The sequence below is a fragment of the Bacteroides caccae genome (assembly GCF_002222615.2).
Lineage (GTDB): Bacteria > Bacteroidota > Bacteroidia > Bacteroidales > Bacteroidaceae > Bacteroides > Bacteroides caccae.
In genome coordinates this window covers 3352521-3371079 of the sequence record NZ_CP022412.2, presented here as the reverse complement: position 1 = coordinate 3371079, position 18559 = coordinate 3352521, and the positions used below count along the sequence as shown (strand labels likewise).

The 18559-nt window shown below is 37.0% G+C and carries 17 protein-coding genes; 15 read left to right on the top strand and 2 right to left on the bottom strand.

The genetic code is table 11. From position 1 onward, the window contains the following. Positions 1-11: 11 nt before the first annotated feature. The 15 genes from CGC64_RS13845 (at position 12) to CGC64_RS13775 (ending at position 14553) form a co-directional block, all read left to right on the top strand. Positions 12-170, top strand: coding sequence for a DUF4295 domain-containing protein (locus CGC64_RS13845; protein WP_004295982.1), 159 nt, complete (start codon positions 12-14; stop codon positions 168-170). Between the two features lie 139 nt (positions 171-309). Beyond that, positions 310-1269 carry a signal recognition particle-docking protein FtsY gene (ftsY, locus tag CGC64_RS13840; protein ID WP_005675796.1) on the top strand — a complete coding sequence of 320 codons (960 nt, stop codon included), beginning with the start codon at positions 310-312 and terminating at the stop codon, positions 1267-1269. Continuing rightward, positions 1266-2576 (top strand): 30S ribosomal protein S12 methylthiotransferase RimO, encoded by a 1311-nt coding sequence (rimO, locus tag CGC64_RS13835; RefSeq protein ID WP_005675797.1) that lies wholly within the window; start codon positions 1266-1268, stop codon positions 2574-2576. Before ftsY ends, rimO begins: the two co-directional genes overlap by 4 nt. Next, the gene (locus CGC64_RS13830) at positions 2569-2841 is read left to right on the top strand and encodes an HU family DNA-binding protein (RefSeq protein WP_005681160.1); all 273 of its coding nucleotides are present in this window, start codon (positions 2569-2571) and stop codon (positions 2839-2841) included. Before rimO ends, CGC64_RS13830 begins: the two co-directional genes overlap by 8 nt. A 12-nt stretch (positions 2842-2853) precedes the next feature. Then, entirely contained in the window at positions 2854-4161 is a 1308-nt protein-coding gene (locus tag CGC64_RS13825) for an HU family DNA-binding protein (protein WP_005675799.1), read from the top strand. A gap of 235 nt (positions 4162-4396) precedes the next feature. Then, complete coding sequence (locus tag CGC64_RS13820; protein ID WP_005675800.1) at positions 4397-5392, top strand: AAA family ATPase; 996 nt, start codon at positions 4397-4399, stop codon at positions 5390-5392. A gap of 37 nt (positions 5393-5429) precedes the next feature. Continuing rightward, positions 5430-6299, top strand: a complete 870-nt coding sequence (locus CGC64_RS13815; RefSeq protein ID WP_005675801.1) for a DUF58 domain-containing protein — start codon at positions 5430-5432, stop codon at positions 6297-6299. Continuing rightward, on the top strand, positions 6299-7387 hold the full coding sequence (locus CGC64_RS13810; RefSeq protein ID WP_005675802.1) for a BatD family protein: 1089 nt from the start codon (positions 6299-6301) through the stop codon (positions 7385-7387). Before CGC64_RS13815 ends, CGC64_RS13810 begins: the two co-directional genes overlap by 1 nt. A gap of 51 nt (positions 7388-7438) precedes the next feature. Continuing rightward, complete coding sequence (locus tag CGC64_RS13805; RefSeq protein WP_005675803.1) at positions 7439-8422, top strand: vWA domain-containing protein; 984 nt, start codon at positions 7439-7441, stop codon at positions 8420-8422. A 45-nt stretch (positions 8423-8467) separates the two neighbouring features. Further along, the gene (locus CGC64_RS13800) at positions 8468-9496 is read left to right on the top strand and encodes a VWA domain-containing protein (protein ID WP_005675805.1); all 1029 of its coding nucleotides are present in this window, start codon (positions 8468-8470) and stop codon (positions 9494-9496) included. Positions 9497-9504: 8 nt separating this feature from the next. Continuing rightward, on the top strand, positions 9505-10221 hold the full coding sequence (locus CGC64_RS13795) for a tetratricopeptide repeat protein (RefSeq protein ID WP_171028041.1): 717 nt from the start codon (positions 9505-9507) through the stop codon (positions 10219-10221). Positions 10222-10252: 31 nt separating this feature from the next. Continuing rightward, positions 10253-12085, top strand: coding sequence for a BatD family protein (locus CGC64_RS13790; protein WP_005675808.1), 1833 nt, complete (start codon positions 10253-10255; stop codon positions 12083-12085). An 18-nt stretch (positions 12086-12103) separates the two neighbouring features. Further along, positions 12104-12937, top strand: a complete 834-nt coding sequence (locus CGC64_RS13785; protein WP_005675809.1) for a tetratricopeptide repeat protein — start codon at positions 12104-12106, stop codon at positions 12935-12937. Positions 12938-13064: 127 nt separating this feature from the next. Beyond that, positions 13065-13355 (top strand): hypothetical protein, encoded by a 291-nt coding sequence (locus CGC64_RS13780; RefSeq protein ID WP_004295969.1) that lies wholly within the window; start codon positions 13065-13067, stop codon positions 13353-13355. Positions 13356-13431: 76 nt separating this feature from the next. Then, a complete protein-coding gene (locus CGC64_RS13775) occupies positions 13432-14553 on the top strand; it encodes a universal stress protein (protein ID WP_005675810.1) in 1122 nt (373 codons plus the stop codon). 185 nt (positions 14554-14738) lie between these two features. On the opposite strand, the gene CGC64_RS13770 is transcribed toward CGC64_RS13775, so the two are convergent. Further along, positions 14739-15953 (bottom strand): tetratricopeptide repeat protein, encoded by a 1215-nt coding sequence (locus CGC64_RS13770; RefSeq protein ID WP_005675811.1) that lies wholly within the window; start codon positions 15951-15953, stop codon positions 14739-14741. Positions 15954-15985: 32 nt separating this feature from the next. Beyond that, positions 15986-18556 (bottom strand): DNA gyrase subunit A, encoded by a 2571-nt coding sequence (gene gyrA, locus CGC64_RS13765; RefSeq protein WP_005675812.1) that lies wholly within the window; start codon positions 18554-18556, stop codon positions 15986-15988. Between the last annotated feature and the right edge of the window lie 3 nt (positions 18557-18559).

The following is an 18559-nucleotide window of genomic DNA, read 5'->3' as shown; positions in this document are numbered from 1 at the left end:
AAGTATAACCCATGGCAAAGAAAACAGTAGCAAGTTTGCACGAAGGCTCTAAAGAAGGTCGTGCTTATACTAAGGTTATCAAAATGGTAAAATCTCCTAAGACTGGAGCATACGTTTTTGATGAGCAAATGGTTCCGAATGAAAAAGTACAAGACTTTTTCAAAAAATAATTGAAATAGCATACGCGCTATAAATACAAAATCCTCTCATTGACAAACAATGAGGGGATTTTTTATTGCTTCTTTTTTTTACTTTTCAATCCTTTGTTATATCTTTGTAGCATTATGTATTATACAAACAACTGTCAATATGGGATTTTTTAGTTTTTTTTCAAAGGAGAAGAAGGAAACTTTAGATAAGGGGTTATCTAAAACCAAAGAGAGCGTGTTTAGTAAAATCGCTCGTGCCGTGGCTGGTAAGTCAAAGGTAGATGACGAAGTGTTGGATAATCTGGAAGAAGTGTTGATTACGTCGGATGTAGGCGTAGAGACGACTTTGAATATTATTAAGCGCATCGAAAAACGTGCCGCTGCGGATAAATATGTGAATACTCAGGAATTGAATCATATATTACGTGACGAAATAGCCGCTTTGTTGACCGAGAATAACTCGGATGATGTAGCTGATTTTGATGTTCCGATCGAAAGAAAGCCTTATGTGATTATGGTAGTAGGGGTCAATGGAGTGGGAAAGACTACAACTATCGGCAAACTGGCTTATCAATTCAAGAAAGCTGGTAAATCTGTTTACTTGGGAGCCGCTGATACATTCCGTGCGGCTGCTGTAGAACAGCTGATGATTTGGGGAGAGCGGGTAGGGGTGCCTGTCGTTAAACAGAAAATGGGTGCTGATCCTGCATCGGTAGCTTATGACACCCTTAGCTCTGCTGTTGCCAACAATGCTGACATCGTTATTATTGATACAGCCGGACGCTTGCACAATAAAGTCGGCCTGATGAACGAGCTGACCAAAATTAAAAATGTAATGAAGAAAGTAGTGCCTGATGCACCGGATGAAGTATTACTTGTATTGGACGGCTCTACAGGACAGAATGCTTTTGAACAAGCCAAGCAGTTTACTCTGGCAACGGAGGTTACCGCTATGGCTATCACTAAACTTGATGGGACTGCTAAAGGCGGTGTTGTAATTGGTATTTCCGACCAATTTAAGATTCCTGTTAAATACATCGGTTTGGGTGAAGGAATGGAGGATTTACAAGTATTCCGCAAAAACGAATTTGTTGATTCCTTGTTTGGAGAAAATGCATGAAAAGAAAGAGAATAGATATAATCACTTTGGGATGCTCTAAAAATTTGGTGGACTCTGAGCAGTTGATGCGTCAACTGGAAGAAGTAGGATATAGCGTGACTCATGATACTGAAACTCCACAAGGGGAAATTGCAGTCATCAATACATGCGGTTTCATCGGCGATGCCAAAGAAGAATCTATCAATATGATTCTGGAGTTTGCCAAAAGAAAGGAAGAAGGTGACTTAAAGAAACTTTTCGTAATGGGGTGTCTCTCTGAACGTTATCTCAGGGAGCTGGCTATTGAAATACCACAAGTAGATAAATTCTATGGTAAATTCAACTGGAAGGAACTTTTGCATGATTTGGGGAAAAGCTATCATGAGGAGTTGTATATTGAACGGACGCTGACCACTCCGCAGCATTATGCTTATCTGAAAATATCGGAAGGATGTGATCGTAAATGTTCGTATTGTGCTATCCCGATTATTACAGGACGTCATATATCTAAACCGATAGAAGAAATCTTGGATGAAGTCCGGTATCTGGTGTCGCAAGGCGTGAAAGAGTTTCAGGTTATAGCACAGGAGCTAACTTATTACGGAGTTGATTTGTATAAGAAACAAATGCTTCCGGAATTGATTGAACGTATTTCGGAAATACCAGGAGTAGAATGGATTCGTCTGCATTATGCGTATCCGGCACATTTCCCGATTGACTTGTTTCGTGTAATGCGTGAACGTGGCAATGTTTGCAAGTATATGGATATAGCTTTGCAACATATCAGTGACAATATGTTGAAGCTGATGCGTCGGCAAGTGACAAAGGAGGATACTTACAGACTGATTGAACAATTCCGTAAAGAAGTTCCTGGTATTCACCTGCGAACAACTTTAATGGTAGGACATCCTGGAGAAACAGAGGAAGACTTTGAAGAGTTAAAGGAGTTTGTCCGTAAAGTACGCTTCGATAGAATGGGAGCTTTTGCTTATTCGGAAGAAGAAGGTACTTATGCTGCAGAAACTTATGAAGATTCTATTCCGCAAAAAGTGAAACAAGCCCGACTTGATGAATTAATGGATATTCAGCAGGGCATATCGGCAGAGTTGAGTGCAGAAAAAGTCGGTAAACAGATGAAAATTATCATTGATCGGTTAGAAGGCGATTATTATATCGGAAGAACTGAATTTGATTCGCCGGAAGTAGATCCGGAAGTATTGATTAATTGTTCTGAAAAAGAGCTTGAGATCGGAAAGTTTTATCAAGTAGAAGTAGTAGATGCAGACGATTTTGATTTATATGCAAAGATAATAAATGACTATGAATAATAAGGAATTTACATCTGAACTAGCTGAAAGACTGGGGTACACCATTAAGGATACTGCCGAATTAATAGGTTCTTTACTGTCTGATATGGTACAAGAACTGGAAGAAGGCAACGTGATTGCAGTACAAGGATTCGGTTCTTTTGAAGTAAAAAAGAAAGCGGAACGTATTTCAATTAATCCGGCAAGTAAACAACGTATGTTGGTTCCTCCCAAATTGGTGTTATCTTATAAACCTAGCAATACATTGAAAGATAAGTTTAAATAAATATTTCCCGTTATGAATGAAAGACTAACAATTCAAGACCTTACTGACTTGTTGGCTGCTAAACATAGCATGACCAAGAAGGATGCCGAGGTGTTCGTAAAAGAGTTTTTTCTCTTGATTGAACAAGCCTTGGAAAACGAGAAGACTGTAAAAATCAAAGGATTGGGAACTTTCAAACTTATCGATGTAGATAGCCGGGAAAGTGTCAATGTTAACACAGGTGAACGTTTCCAGATAAAAGGGCATACAAAGGTTTCATTTTCTCCGGACGCGAATTTGAGAGATACAATTAATAAACCTTTTGCACATTTCGAGACTGTTGTGTTGAATGAAAACACAGTATTGGAAGATACTCCGGTAGAAGAAGTGGAAGAGGAAGAAGTAGGTGAGGAAATTCTTGCTTCAACAATAGAAGATTATAATAAAAAGGAGGAAAGTCAAGAGAATACTTCTAATCCTATAGTAGAAAATGAAAGTCAGATTGCTGAACAAGATTCTTCCGAAGAAGTGGATACGGTTCAGGAGGAACGAATAACGGAACAGTCTATTGAAGAAAAAGTAGTGGTTGAAGAATCACTTATGGTTGAACAACAACAGCCAGAACAACCAGTAAAAGAGAAAGAAAGAATTACGGCAGAGCAGATTATTGAACAAGAACTTCTGAAAGCAAATCTAAAGCCCGAAATTCCAATTGTATCACCACAGTCGGAAATTACAAAGCCGACTAAAGCTTCTGTACAAACTACTGTTAGCCCGATATCTAAAAAAGAGGTTGTTAAAAAGGAGAAATCTCCTGTTCCTTATTTGATAGCTGTAATCGTCATAGTATTGTTACTATGTGGAGGTGTGATTTTATTTATCTATTATCCGGACCTGTTTTCTTCTTCATCTGACAAGAATACCCTCGATATGCCGCCTGTAACAACTCAACCTGTTCGAACTGAAGCGCAGCTTTCCGATACTATTGAACATAAAGATACTGTTGTAGAGGTAACTGTTACTACACCGAAGAACGTTGTTGAGCCACAGTTAATTGTAAAAAAAGAAGAAATATTAACTCCTGCAAAGACTGAGAGTAAGCCTGTCCAGCAGCAACCTTCAGTTTCTGCTTATCCTGATTCTGCATCATATAAAATAACAGGAACAAAGACAAAGTATACAATCAAGGAAGGTGAAACTTTAACAAGAGTTTCTTTACGTTTCTATGGTACAAAAGCGATGTGGCCATATATAGTGAAGCATAATCCGGATGTGATTAAAAATCCGAATAACGTGCCTTATGGTACTACAATCAAAATACCGGAACTTACAAAAGAATAATTATAACTATCTACTCCCCGGCTATACATTACTTGTACTGGTCGGGGGAAGTGTTATGGATGTACAAAAGCGTATGAAAGTACCTTAATCTAAAGATTTCGCATTGTTTTTTAATAAAAATTAGTTGCAATCGTTAATTATATGGCGTACTTTTGGAAGCAAAATAAAAAGCCTTATACACAGGCAAGGCTTACATCAAATTAATGGGAATTAAATAATAAAATATTAAGTATTTATGGCTGAATCAATTGATATCCGCGAGCTAAATGAGCGGATTGAAAGACAAAGTGCTTTCGTTACCAATCTTACGACAGGTATGGACCAAATCATTGTTGGTCAGAAACATTTGGTTGAATCACTGCTTATCGGATTACTCTCCGATGGCCATGTCCTTTTGGAAGGTGTGCCTGGTTTGGCAAAAACTTTGGCTATTAAAACTCTTGCTTCTTTGATTGACGCTAAATATAGCCGTATCCAGTTTACCCCCGACTTATTGCCTGCTGACGTTATCGGTACAATGGTTTACAGTCAGAAAGATGAATCGTTTAAAGTACAAAAAGGACCGATTTTCGCAAACTTTGTATTAGCCGATGAAATAAATCGTGCTCCTGCCAAGGTTCAGAGTGCTTTGCTGGAAGCTATGCAAGAACGTCAGGTTACTATTGGTAAAGAGACTTTCTTATTACCGGAGCCTTTTCTTGTATTGGCAACTCAAAACCCTATCGAACAAGAAGGTACTTATCCGCTTCCTGAAGCACAGGTTGACCGTTTTATGCTGAAAGTTGTTATCGATTATCCAAAACTAGAGGAAGAAAAGTTGATTATTCGCCAGAATATAAATGGAGAAAAGTTCAATATAAAGCCAATTCTGAAGGCAGAGGAAATTATCGAAGCACGAAAAGTAGTTCGTCAGGTGTATTTGGACGAAAAGATTGAACGCTATATCGTAGATATTGTATTTGCAACTCGTTTCCCGGAAAAATATGACCTGAAAGAATTGAAAGATATGATCGGATTTGGTGGTTCGCCTCGTGCATCTATCAATCTTGCTTTAGCTGCCCGTACGTATGCTTTCATTAAACGCCGCGGTTATGTGATTCCAGAGGATGTACGTGCTGTTGCGCATGACGTGCTCCGTCACCGTATTGGACTGACATACGAAGCCGAAGCAAACAGTATGACTTCGGACGAAATCATCAGTAAGATTTTGAATAAGGTTGAAGTACCTTAATTGGTAGTTAACTACTTACCACTTAACTACTTTATAAATGGAAACAAGTGAAATACTAAAAAAGGTTCGCCAAATTGAAATCAAGACACGAGGATTGTCTAACAATATTTTTGCAGGCCAATATCATTCGGCTTTCAAAGGTAGAGGAATGTCCTTTTCGGAGGTTCGTGAGTATCAATTTGGGGATGACATACGTGACATAGACTGGAACGTGACGGCGCGCTTCAACAAACCTTATGTGAAAGTGTTTGAAGAGGAACGCGAACTGACAGTTATGTTGATGGTCGATGTTTCCGGAAGTTTAGAATTTGGTACGGTCAAGCAATTAAAGAAAGACATGATAACGGAAATTGCCGCTACTCTTGCTTTCTCTGCTATCCAAAACAATGATAAAATCGGTGTGATATTCTTTTCAGACCGGATAGAAAAGTTTATTCCTCCCAAGAAGGGACGTAAGCATATTCTATATATTATTCGTGAATTGATTGATTTTCAGCCGGAAAGTCATCGCACTAATATACGTCTTGCATTGGAATATCTGACTAATGTTATGAAAAGACGCTGTACTGCGTTTGTTTTATCCGACTTTATCGATCAGGAAAGTTTCAAAAATGCTTTGACTATTGCTAACCGGAAACATGATGTAGTAGCATTACAGGTTTATGATAGGAGAGTCAGTGATCTTCCTCCGGTGGGATTGATGCGGATAAAAGATGCAGAAACCGGACATGAGCAATGGATTGATACTTCTTCCAAAGCTGTACGTCGGGCACATCGCGACTGGTGGATACAAAAACAGACAGAATTGAATGATACATTTACTAAAAGTAACGTAGACTCTGTATCTGTAAGAACTGACCAGGATTACGTAAAGGCATTGTTGAATTTATTTGCCAAACGAAACTAATGAAATCAAAGATGAATAAAAATATTATTCTGATAGCATTGTTATGTTTACTGTCTATTGATAGAGTAGGAGCACAATCTGTAACAGTGGAGGCAAAGATAGATTCTTTGCAGATACTGATTGGTGAACAAGCGAAAATACAATTACAAGTAGCTATGGATGCCAAGCAACGGGCTGTTTTTCCCGCTTATACCGATACACTGGTACGAGGGGTAGAAATTATAGAAACTGCCAAGCCGGATACTCAGTTCTTGAACGATCGTCAGCGTATGATGATTACTCAAGAGTATACTGTTACTTCTTTTGACTCGGCTTTGTATTATCTACCACCAATGCCTGTTACAGTAGATGGCAAAGAGTATAGATCAAGAGCTTTGGCATTGAAAGTATATTCAATACCGGTTGACACATTACATCCAGACCAATTTTTTGGACAGAAAACCGTGATGAAAGCTCCTTTCGCATGGGAAGACTGGTATGGGTTAATTGGCTGTTCATTCTTGGCTTTGCCTTTACTTGGTCTATTGATTTATCTCATAGTTCGTATCCGGGATAACAAACCTATTATCCGCAAAATAAAGGTAGAACCTAAATTGCCGCCCCATCAGGCTGCAATGAAAGAGATAGAGCGTATCAAGAATGAGAAAGTATGGCAGAAAGGACAACCGAAGGAATATTACACAGAATTGACTGATACACTTCGCACCTATATAAAAGATCGTTTTGGTTTCAATGCGCTTGAAATGACTTCATCTGAGATTATTGACAAGCTATTAGAAATGAAGGATAAAGAAGCTATTTCTGATTTGAAGGAGCTTTTCCAGACAGCCGATCTAGTGAAGTTCGCGAAGCACGATCCGCAAATGAACGAGAATGATGCCAATCTGATCAATGCTATTGACTTTATTAATGAAACGAAGCAACCTGAAGAAGAAAATCAAAAACCGCAACCAACGGAAATTACAATTATAGAGAAGCGTTCTTTACGGACAAAAGTATTGTTAATTTGCGGAATCGCAATTTTGTCAACCGCATTGATAGGTACCTTTATATATATAGGTATGCAGCTATATAATCTTTTTGCTTAAAAGTATATATAGCTTGAATACTAAATAGTAAACTGTTAAATCATAAATGAAATGATTTTTGCCAATATTGAATATCTGTTTTTGCTATTATTACTTATACCTTATATTGTATGGTATATTCTGAGGCAAAAGAAAAGTGAAGCAACTCTTCAAATTTCGGATGCTCGTGTATATGCACATACACCTAAAAGCTATAAGAACTATTTGTTGCATGTTCCATTCTTATTGCGTGTTATTGCCTTAGTGCTGGTTATTCTAGTGCTTGCACGTCCGCAAACGACTAATAAATGGCAGAATAGCGAAATAGAAGGGATTGATATAATGCTCGCTATTGACGTATCTACTAGTATGTTAGCCGAGGATTTAAAGCCGAATCGGTTGGAAGCTGCAAAGGATGTAGCTGCTGAATTTATTAACGGCCGCCCTAACGATAATATCGGTATAACTTTATTTGCAGGTGAAACTTTCACTCAATGTCCGCTTACTGTCGACCATGCTGTTTTATTGGATATGATTCATAATATCAAATGTGGCCTTATCGAAGATGGTACAGCAGTAGGTATGGGAATAGCAAATGCAGTAACCCGACTGAAAGATAGTAAGGCAAAGTCTAAGGTGATTATTTTATTGACAGACGGTACTAATAACAAAGGGGATATTTCTCCATTGACGGCTGCTGAGATAGCCAAAAGTTTTGGTATTCGCGTGTATACTATTGGGGTGGGGACGAATGGTATGGCACCTTATCCCTATCCAGTTGGAAATACGGTGCAATATGTAAATATGCCGGTGGAAATTGATGAGAAAACGTTGACACAGATTGCAGGTACAACCGATGGTAACTATTTTAGGGCTACGAGTAACTCGAAACTAAAAGAAGTATATGAGGAAATTGATAAACTGGAAAAAACTAAACTGAATGTAAAGGAGTATAGTAAGAGGGACGAAGAATATCAGTGGTTTGCATTGGCGGCTTTCCTTTGTGTGTTATTAGAAGTGTTATTGCGTAACTCAATACTCAAAAAGATTCCATAAGGATGTTTGTCAATCGTTATTTGTCAATCGTAAAATAAGAAGAAAATGTTCCGATTTGAAGAACCTACATATTTATATTTATTGTTGCTATTACCTTTTTTAGCAGTTTTCTACTTGTATTCCAATTACAGGAGAAGAAAAAATATTCGACGTTTTGGTGATCCGGTTTTACTGGCCCAGTTGATGCCTGATGTATCCAAATATCGTCCGGATATAAAATTTTGGATAATATTTGTTGTTATCGGCTTGTTCTCTGTATTATTAGCACGTCCTCAGTTTGGCTCCAAACAGGAAACAGTGAAGCGTAAAGGGGTAGAAGTTATTATTGCTTTGGATATTTCAAATTCGATGTTGGCACAGGACGTACAGCCAAGTCGTCTGGAAAAAGCTAAAAGATTAATTTCCAGGTTAGTTGATGAACTGGATAATGATAAAATCGGTATGATTGTATTTGCAGGAGATGCATTTACACAGTTACCGATTACCAGCGACTATATTTCTGCCAAGATGTTTTTGGAGTCGATTAGTCCTTCATTGATTTCTAAACAAGGTACGGCTATTGGAGAAGCTATTAATTTGGCTGTACGGAGTTTTACACCTCAAGAAGGAGTGGGACGTGCCATTGTTGTAATTACAGATGGTGAAAACCATGAAGGCGGAGCTGTAGAAGCTGCTAAAGTTGCAGCTGAAAAAGGTATTCAAGTAAGTGTATTAGGGGTGGGTATGCCTGATGGTGCACCTATTCCCATAGAAGGTACAAATGATTATCGTCGTGACCGTGAAGGGAATGTTATTGTCACACGCTTAAACGAAGCTATGTGTCAGGAAATTGCCAAAGAAGGAAAAGGTATTTATGTACGAGTAGATAATACTAACTCTGCTCAGAAAGCTATTAATCAGGAAGTGAATAAAATGGCGAAATCAGATGTTGAGTCGAAAGTGTATACAGAGTTTAACGAACAGTTTCAAGCTATTGCATGGATTATTTTAATATTATTGTTAGCAGAATTGTTAATTCTAGATCGTAAAAATCCTTTGTTCAAAAACGTTCACCTATTTTCTAATAAGAAATAGCTATGCATATGTTAAGAAGTAAATATATTCTATTCACTATTTTTCTACTATCGGTAGCCAGTGTCTCGGCACAGAAAGCAGAGCGTGACTACATCCGTAAAGGAAACCGTTTGTTTAATGACAGCGTATTTGTAGATGCGGAGGTGAATTATCGGAAAGCTTTAGAAGTAAACCCTAAGTCGACAGTATCCATGTATAATCTGGGGAATACTCTCTCACAGCAACAAAAGTTTCAGGATGCTATGGAACAATATGTAGCTGCCGGCAAAATCGAAAAAGACAAAATGAAACTGGCTCATATTTATCATAATATGGGGGTTCTTTTTCAAGCTGGTAAAGATTATGCAAAAGCAGTAGAAGCGTATAAAATGTCGTTACGCAATAATCCAGCTGACGATGAAACTCGATATAATTTGGCACTTGCCCAGAAAATGCTGAAAGATCAACAGCAGAATCAGGACCAAAATCAAGATCAAAACAAAGACCAGCAACAGAAGCAAGATCAACAACAAGATAAGAATAAAGACAAACAGAATGATCAAAAACAGGATGAAAAGAAAGATCAGCAACAACCTCCAAAATCTGAAAAGAAAGACAATCAAATGTCGAAGGAGAATGCAGAACAATTACTTAATTCTGTGATGCAGGATGAAAAGGATGTGCAGGATAAAGTGAAGAAACAACAGAAAGTGTTGCAAGGTGGGCGTTTGGAAAAAGACTGGTAATATTAAGTTGACGATATAAATTTCATAAGCAATGAGAAAACTAATTATTATATTAATGACATTGATGGCATATAGCACCCAAACTTTCGCTGATAAAGTGTCGTTTGTTGCTTCTGCTCCGGACGTGGTGGTGGTAGGCGATCAATTTAGGCTATCGTATACGGTTACAACACAGAAAGTAAAAGATTTTCGTGCTCCTTCTATCAAAGGATTTGATGTTTTAATGGGGCCAAGCCGATCAGAACAAAGTAGTACTCAGATTGTGAATGGTAGTGTATCATCTACTAGTAGTATTACTTTCACTTATATATTGATGGCCAATACTGCTGGTGAGTTTACTGTTCCTGGTGCTTCAATAGTAGCTGACGGTAATCAAATGATATCTAACTCAGTGAAAATAAAAGTATTGCCACAAGATCAAAATCATAATAGTAGCAGGAGGAATAATGATAATAGTTCTTCCATACAGCCTTCATCGAATGCAAGTGTATCTAACCAAGATTTGTTTATTACAGCAACTGCAAGTAAGACAAATGTTTATGAGCAGGAAGCGTTCGTATTGACATATAAAATATATACCAGAGAATCTAACTTACAGCTTAATAATGCCAAGTTACCTGACTTCAAGGGTTTTCATTCACAGGAAATCGAAATGACTACAAATGCTCGATGGACACCTGAGCATTATAAAGGTCGTAACTACTATACAACTGTTTATCGCCAATTCGTGCTCTTTCCACAACAGTCGGGCAAACTATTTATAGAGCCTGCACAGTTCCAAATGACGGTAAATAAACCAGTACAGTCAGCCGATCCTTTTGATGCTTTTTTTAATGGAGGAAACAATGTTATAGAGATTAAGAAGCCTATCACAACTCCTAAAATAGCCATCAATGTTAATCCACTTCCGGCTGGTAAACCGACAAACTTCTTAGGTGGAGTAGGAGAGTTCAACATTTCTTCTTCTATCAACAGTAAGGAGTTAAAAACGAATGATGCAATAACTATTAAATTAGTGATTTCCGGAACGGGTAATCTGAAACTTATTTCCAATCCGGAAATCAAATTTCCAGATGATTTTGAAGTGTACGATCCTAAAGTTGATAATCAGGTGAGATTAACAAAAGAAGGGCTTACTGGGAATAAAGTCATTGAATATTTAGCAATCCCTAGACATGCCGGAACATATAAAATTCCGGGTGTATCTTTTAGTTATTTCGATATCCGTTCCAAATCTTATAAAACTCTGAATACAGAAGATTATGTAATAAACGTAGAGAAAGGTGCAGGAAATGCAGATCAAGTTATTGCTAACTTCACCAATAAGGAGGATTTGAAAGTCTTGGGTGAAGATATTCGCTATATTAAACAAAACGAAGTGACTTTTCAACCTAAAGGAAGCTTCTTCTATGGTTCAATGTCGTACTGGCTATTCTATATTATTCCGGCTCTTGCCTTTATTCTTTTCTTTATAATTTATCGCAAACAAGCAGCAGAGAATGCCAATGTAGCGAAGATGAGAACGAAGAAGGCTAATAAAGTAGCAATAAAACGTATGAAGCTGGCTGGTAAACTGCTTTCTGAAAATAAGAAAGATGCTTTCTATGATGAAGTTTTGAAAGCATTGTGGGGCTATATCAGTGATAAACTGAATATTCCGGTATCCCGTTTGTCTAAAGATAATATTGAGGAAAAATTGAGAAATCATGGAGTGAGTGAAGAGCTAATTAAGGAATTCCTGAATGCATTGAATGACTGTGAATTTGCCCGTTTTGCTCCGGGAGATGAAAATCAGGCAATGGATAAAGTTTATTCATCTTCAATAGAAGTGATAAGCAAAATGGAGAATTCAATAAAACATTAACTTAGAAGAGATTGTGTCATGAAAAAAATATTATTTTTTATATTCTTATCAATGTCGGTAACTTGCTTCGCGCAAGATTCACTGAGCATTGAACCCAGACAAATAAACGAAGCTGATTCTATCCATGTCGATACACATACACTTCTTGATAACAAATTGGAAGATGTGACAAAAACTAAAGGAGATTCCGCATATATAAAAGAAGATTATGCGGCTGCCATTCAAATATACGAAGCATTACTAAAGAATAGAGAAGCATCTGAAGTTTATTATAACCTCGGAAATAGTTATTATAAAATAGGTGAAATAGCAAAGGCGGTTCTTAATTACGAACGTGCCTTGCTTTTGCAACCGGGAAATAGCGACATCCGTGCTAATCTCGAAGTAGCACGTGCCAAAACAATAGATAAAGTAGAACCTACTCCTGAAGTCTTTTTTATCTCATGGACTAAGTCTTTGATTAATTGTATGAGTGTAGATGCATGGGCCACATGGGGAATTGTTTCTTTCATTCTACTGATAGTATCTCTCTACTTCTTTATATTTTCAAAACAGATTATGTGGAAAAAGATAGGCTTCATTTCAGGGATTATCTTTTTAATAATCACAGTATGCTCTAATCTTTTTGCTTCACAACAAAAAGAAAATTTGGTAAACCGTAACGAAGCGATAGTTATGAATCCGAGTGTCACAGTGCGAAGTACTCCAAGTGAAAGTGGTACTAGTTTATTTATTCTTCATGAAGGAAGAAAGGTAAACGTCAAAGACAATTCTATGAAAGAATGGAAAGAAATTCACTTAGAAGATGGAAAAGTAGGATGGGTCCCAGCTTCTGCTATTGAAGTGATATAAAAGGTATTAATAGATTTTATCAATTTTGAAAAAAAAGATAAGCAAATAATTTGTTTTATCTTTTTTTTTGCTTAAGTTTATAGCGTGATAAAAAATCACATAGTACTAACCATTAAATTTATGAGACATGAGAACAATAACATTTAATGAACTTCGTAAGATTAAAGATTCATTGCCCAGCGGTAGCATGCATCGAATAGCAGACGAACTTGGTTTACACGTAGATACTGTGCGAAACTTTTTCGGAGGCCATAATTTCAAGGAGGGAAAAAGTGTCGGAATACATCTTGAGCCCGGTCCAGATGGTGGGCTTGTTATGTTAGACGATACAACAGTTCTCGATCGGGCTTTAAAGATTCTAGATGAATTGAATATGAGTATGCAAAAAGAACAGGCTACCGAATCTGTGCAAGTTTAAAATATAGCAAACAGAAATCCCAATTGCGTTAAACAATTGGGATTTCTTATTTGTTCACCTTCAAAATGTATCAATTATGGAAGACAAATTAGTAACTCTAGCAATTCTGACATATACCAAAGCTCAGATTCTAAAAAATGTACTTGAAAATGAAGGTATTGAGACATACATTCATAATGTGAACCAAATACAGCCTGTTGTATCCTCTGGAGTACGCTTACGAATTAAGGAAAGCGATCTACCGCATGCACTGAAAATCACAGAAAGCTCTGCTTGGCTATCGGAAAGTATAGTAGGAGAGAAGGAAACAAAAAAAGGAGAAAAATCAAATAAGATTTTAATTCCGGTCGATTTCTCTAGTTATTCGATGAAAGCATGTGAATTTGCCTTCAACCTAGCTAAAACAGAGAACGCAGAGATTATTTTGTTGCATGTATATTTTACACCTATATATGCATCGTCATTGCCATACGGAGATGTATTCAACTATCAAATTGGAGATGAAGAATCTGTAAAAACAATTATTCACAAAGTTCATTCTGATCTCAAAGCTTTATCTGATAAAATAAAAGATAAAGTTGAATCGGGGGAATTTCCAGATGTCAAATATAGCTGTATTTTACGTGAAGGCATTCCAGAAGAAGAAATATTGAGATACGCTAAAGAGCAACGTCCTAAACTCATCATTATGGGGACACGAGGAAAAAATCAAAAAGATATAGATCTGATTGGCAGTGTAACTGCTGAGGTTATTGACCGAAATCGTACAGCCGTATTAGCTATTCCGGAGAATACACCATTCAAACAATTCAGTGAGGTAAAACAGATCGCTTTTATAACTAATTTCGATCAAAGAGATTTAATAGCTTTTGATGCATTTTTCAATAGTTGGAAGTCATTTCATTTTTCAGTATCTTTGATACATCTTGCTGAATCAAAAGATACGTGGAATGAAATAAAACTTGTTGGCATAAAAGAATATTTTCACAAGCAATACCCAGGGCTTGAAATCCATTATGATGTCGTAATGAGTGATAATCTACTAAAAGGACTTGAACAATATATCAAAGATAATCAAATAGATATAATCGCATTGACTTCATACAAAAGAAATATATTCGCTCGATTATTCAATCCAAGTATTGCTCGTAAGATGATTTTTCATTCAGATACGCCGTTACTTGTTATGAACGGATGATCAAAAGAAATAGAATTTTAGTGTTTTAAACAGTGGAATAATCAACATTATGTTTAATAGCAAAAGGGAGCAATAAATAAACTTTGCTCCCTTTTGCTGTTTCTTAATGAACTCATATTTTTAAAAAGCATAAAAAAAGAAGGCAACTTTTGTGTAACCTTCTTTTTCTTCATCAAAGAAATATATTATTTCATCATCTTATCAATTTCTTCGAATTCCGGACCCATATTCAAATTATAGTATACACGGTAAAGACCTTGCAACCATAAATCTTTCTGGTCAGGTTTTAAAGCTCTAGCTTTTTCATAGAAGGGCTTTGCTTCTTCATAGAATTTCTTCACTGCCGCTTGAGCTTCAGCATACTTAGGATCATTGATATCTGTTGTTGCTTTATCTGCATAATCTTGTGCTTTCATCAGATACACTAAACCTACATTAGAATAAGCTTCTGCATATTCCGGATCAGCAGCAATAGCTTTTTTGTAGTATTCGATTGCATTATCATACTCTTTCATATTATGATAAAGATATGCCTTCACATATAAATATAACTTATTATTAGGATCATTAGTTAACATCTTATCAGCAAATTCCATTGCTTTAGAAGCTTGATTAGAAGTATTATAATAATCAACTAGATTTGCAAAGAAATAATCATTTCCTGGAAACTTAAGAATACCTTCTTCCAAAGATTTAATCCATGCAGCAGTATCACCTTTAGCTTTATAAGCATCTGCCATTAACTGCATAGCAAACTTACCTCCATCTTTATCAGACAATGCTGAAGGAGCGTACTTGATAATAGCATCTTTATCGCCTACTCTATCAGCCGCTAATGTTGCATAATATGCAATTTGAGGAAGAAGTGTATCATTTTTAGCTAACTCTTTATCAGCCAACATCGGATAAGAAGCTGATTCTACATAAGTAGCGAAAAATTTTAATGCTTCCTTATTCTTATCCAAATTGAAATATTGGATACCACCATTAATCAAATTAGGGCGTTCAGCCAACATACTAGAAGCATTTGCTTTACGATATTTGTTTTTAATCTTACCTTTTTCATTAGGTACCTGAGCCAAATCGTCGCATTTATTATAGTACTCATACATCTTCAAAATACTGTTGTATACTTTTAATGTATCGTACGGTTTTTTCAGAAAAGCATTTTTCATTTGCTCTTCGTTGATACGCTTCTGAATAAATCCAGCAACGTCCCATGTGTCAGCAAGATCCTTAGTTTCAGGATTCTTCATAGCCTCTTCAATCAGCTGTTCAGCTTGCTTAAAATTAGGTTTCACATCATTGGCAATGCTTTTTGCTTCTTTTACATTCTTCATCTGAGCAAATGAGAAGCTAACAGCCATCAATAAAACCATCGAAAATAATACTCTTTTCATGATTGTTGTTTGATTAATTATTAATATTATGTCTATTCTTCAATATCGTTATTACTTTCATTTACGTCCGTGACGTCTTCAGCATTCGGTGTATCTGCATTAGGATCACTTATAATTGTTCCTTCTTTTTCCTCAGCAGGAATTTCATCTTCAAGACTTTCTGTCATTACTTTACATACCGAGCCTATTTGGTCGTTACGTTTCTCAAGATTAATCAGACGGACACCTTGAGTTGCACGTCCCATAATACGGACATCTGCTACTTTTAGACGGATTGTGATACCAGATTTATTGATAATCATCAAGTCATTTTCATCAGTTACAGATTTGATTGTTACCAGTTTACCAGTCTTTTCGGTAATATTCATAGTTTTTACACCTTTACCTCCACGATTGGTTTTACGATAATCTTCTATTTCAGAACGTTTACCATATCCCTGTTCAGAAACAACCATTACAGATTCTGTTTCCAAATCTTTGATACAAATCATTCCAACTACTTCATCCTGTCCATCATTATCCAATGTTATGCCACGTACACCTGTTGCAGTACGTCCCATTACACGCACAGCAGCTTCATGGAAGCGAATAGCACGTCCGTTACGATTAGCAATAATGATCTCATTGTTACCGTTTGTCATACGAACTTCGATTACGCTGTCATCTTCACGAATAGTAATAGCATTTACACCATTCTGACGAGGACGAGAATATTGCTCAAGTAACGTCTTTTTGATTACACCTTTCTTGGTACAGAACAATACATAATGATTATTGATAAATTCTGAATCATCTAAGTTCTTCACACGCAAGTATGCAGTTACATTATCATCTGAATCGATATTTAGCAAATTCTGAATAGCGCGTCCTTTGGAATTCTTTGTACCTTCAGGTATCTCGTATACTTTCAGCCAGTAACACTTACCTTTTTGTGTAAAGAACATCATAGTGTTATGCATTGTAGCCGGATAAATGTGCTCAACAAAGTCTTCATCACGAGTTTCTGTCCCCTTTGAACCTACTCCACCACGATTTTGTGCACGGAATTCGGTTAATGGGGTACGTTTGATATAACCCATATGAGAAATTGTAATAATCATCTGATCATCAGCATAGAAGTCTTCCGGGTTAAATTCTTCTGAAGAATAAACTATCTCAGAACGACGTTCATCACCATACTTGGCTTTAACCTCTAACAATTCATCTTTCATTACCTTGCGGCATACTTCATCATCAGCCAAAATACTTTCCAAATAAGCGATTTGCTTCATTATTTCTTCGTACTCTGCATGAAGTTGATCTTGCATAAGACCTGTCAACTGACGCAAACGCATTTCTACAATTGCACGGGACTGAATTTCTGTCAGGTTGAATCGTTCTATTAAGCCAGCAATGGCATCATTAGGAGTTTTAGCAGCACGAATAATACGGATTACTTCATCAATATTATCAGAAGCAATAATTAAGCCTTCAAGAATATGTGCACGTTCTCTCGCCTTGCGAAGATCGAATTCAGTACGACGAATAACAACCTCATGACGATGCTCTATGAAATATTTAATTAGGTCTCTTAAATTTAATGTTTTAGGACGCCCATGAACCAATGCAACATTGTTTACACCAAAAGATGTCTGTAAAGCAGTCATTTTATAGAGCTTATTCAGCACTACGCTAGCATTTGCATCACGTTTCACATCGATAACAATACGCATACCTTCACGGTCAGACTCATCGTTGGCATTCGAAATTCCTTCTATTCTTTTATCATTAACAAGATCAGCTATATACTTAATCAATTCTGCCTTGTTTACATTATAAGGAATCTCAGTGATTACGATTTTGTCATGTGTCTGTCCTATTTCAATTTCAGCTTTAGCACGCATGATCACACGTCCACGACCTGTCAGATATGCTTCACGTACCCCACTTACACCATATATATACCCACCTGTAGGGAAATCCGGCGCTTTAACAAAGTTCATCAACTCTTCTACAGTAATCTCCGGATTATCGATATATGCGTCACATGCCTCAATTACTTCCACAAGGTTGTGCGGGGGCATATTAGTAGCCATTCCTACTGCAATACCAGATGCTCCATTCACAAGAAGATTTGGGATACGCGTCGGCATTACTTTGGGTTCTACCAACGTATTATCAAAGTTAGGCTCAAAATCAACGGTTTCCTTGTACAGGTCATCCATCATTGCTTCACCCAACTTATTAAGACGTGCTTCTGTATAACGCATAGCAGCAGGGCTATCACCATCCACAGAACCAAAGTTACCTTGTCCATCTACCAAGGGATAACGCATTGCCCATTCCTGAGCCATACGCACCATTGCAAAATAAACAGAAGAATCTCCATGAGGGTGATACTTACCCAGTACCTCACCCACGATTCTGGCTGATTTTTTATAAGGTTTATCTGAAGTATTACCCAGTTCCATCATTCCGTATAGAATTCTACGGTGAACGGGCTTAAATCCATCTCTAACATCCGGAAGGGCACGTGAAACAATGACCGACATGGAGTAGTCAATGTACGATGACTTCATTTCCTCCTCGATGTTAATCTTTATAATTCTGTCTTGTTCAAGCATTTA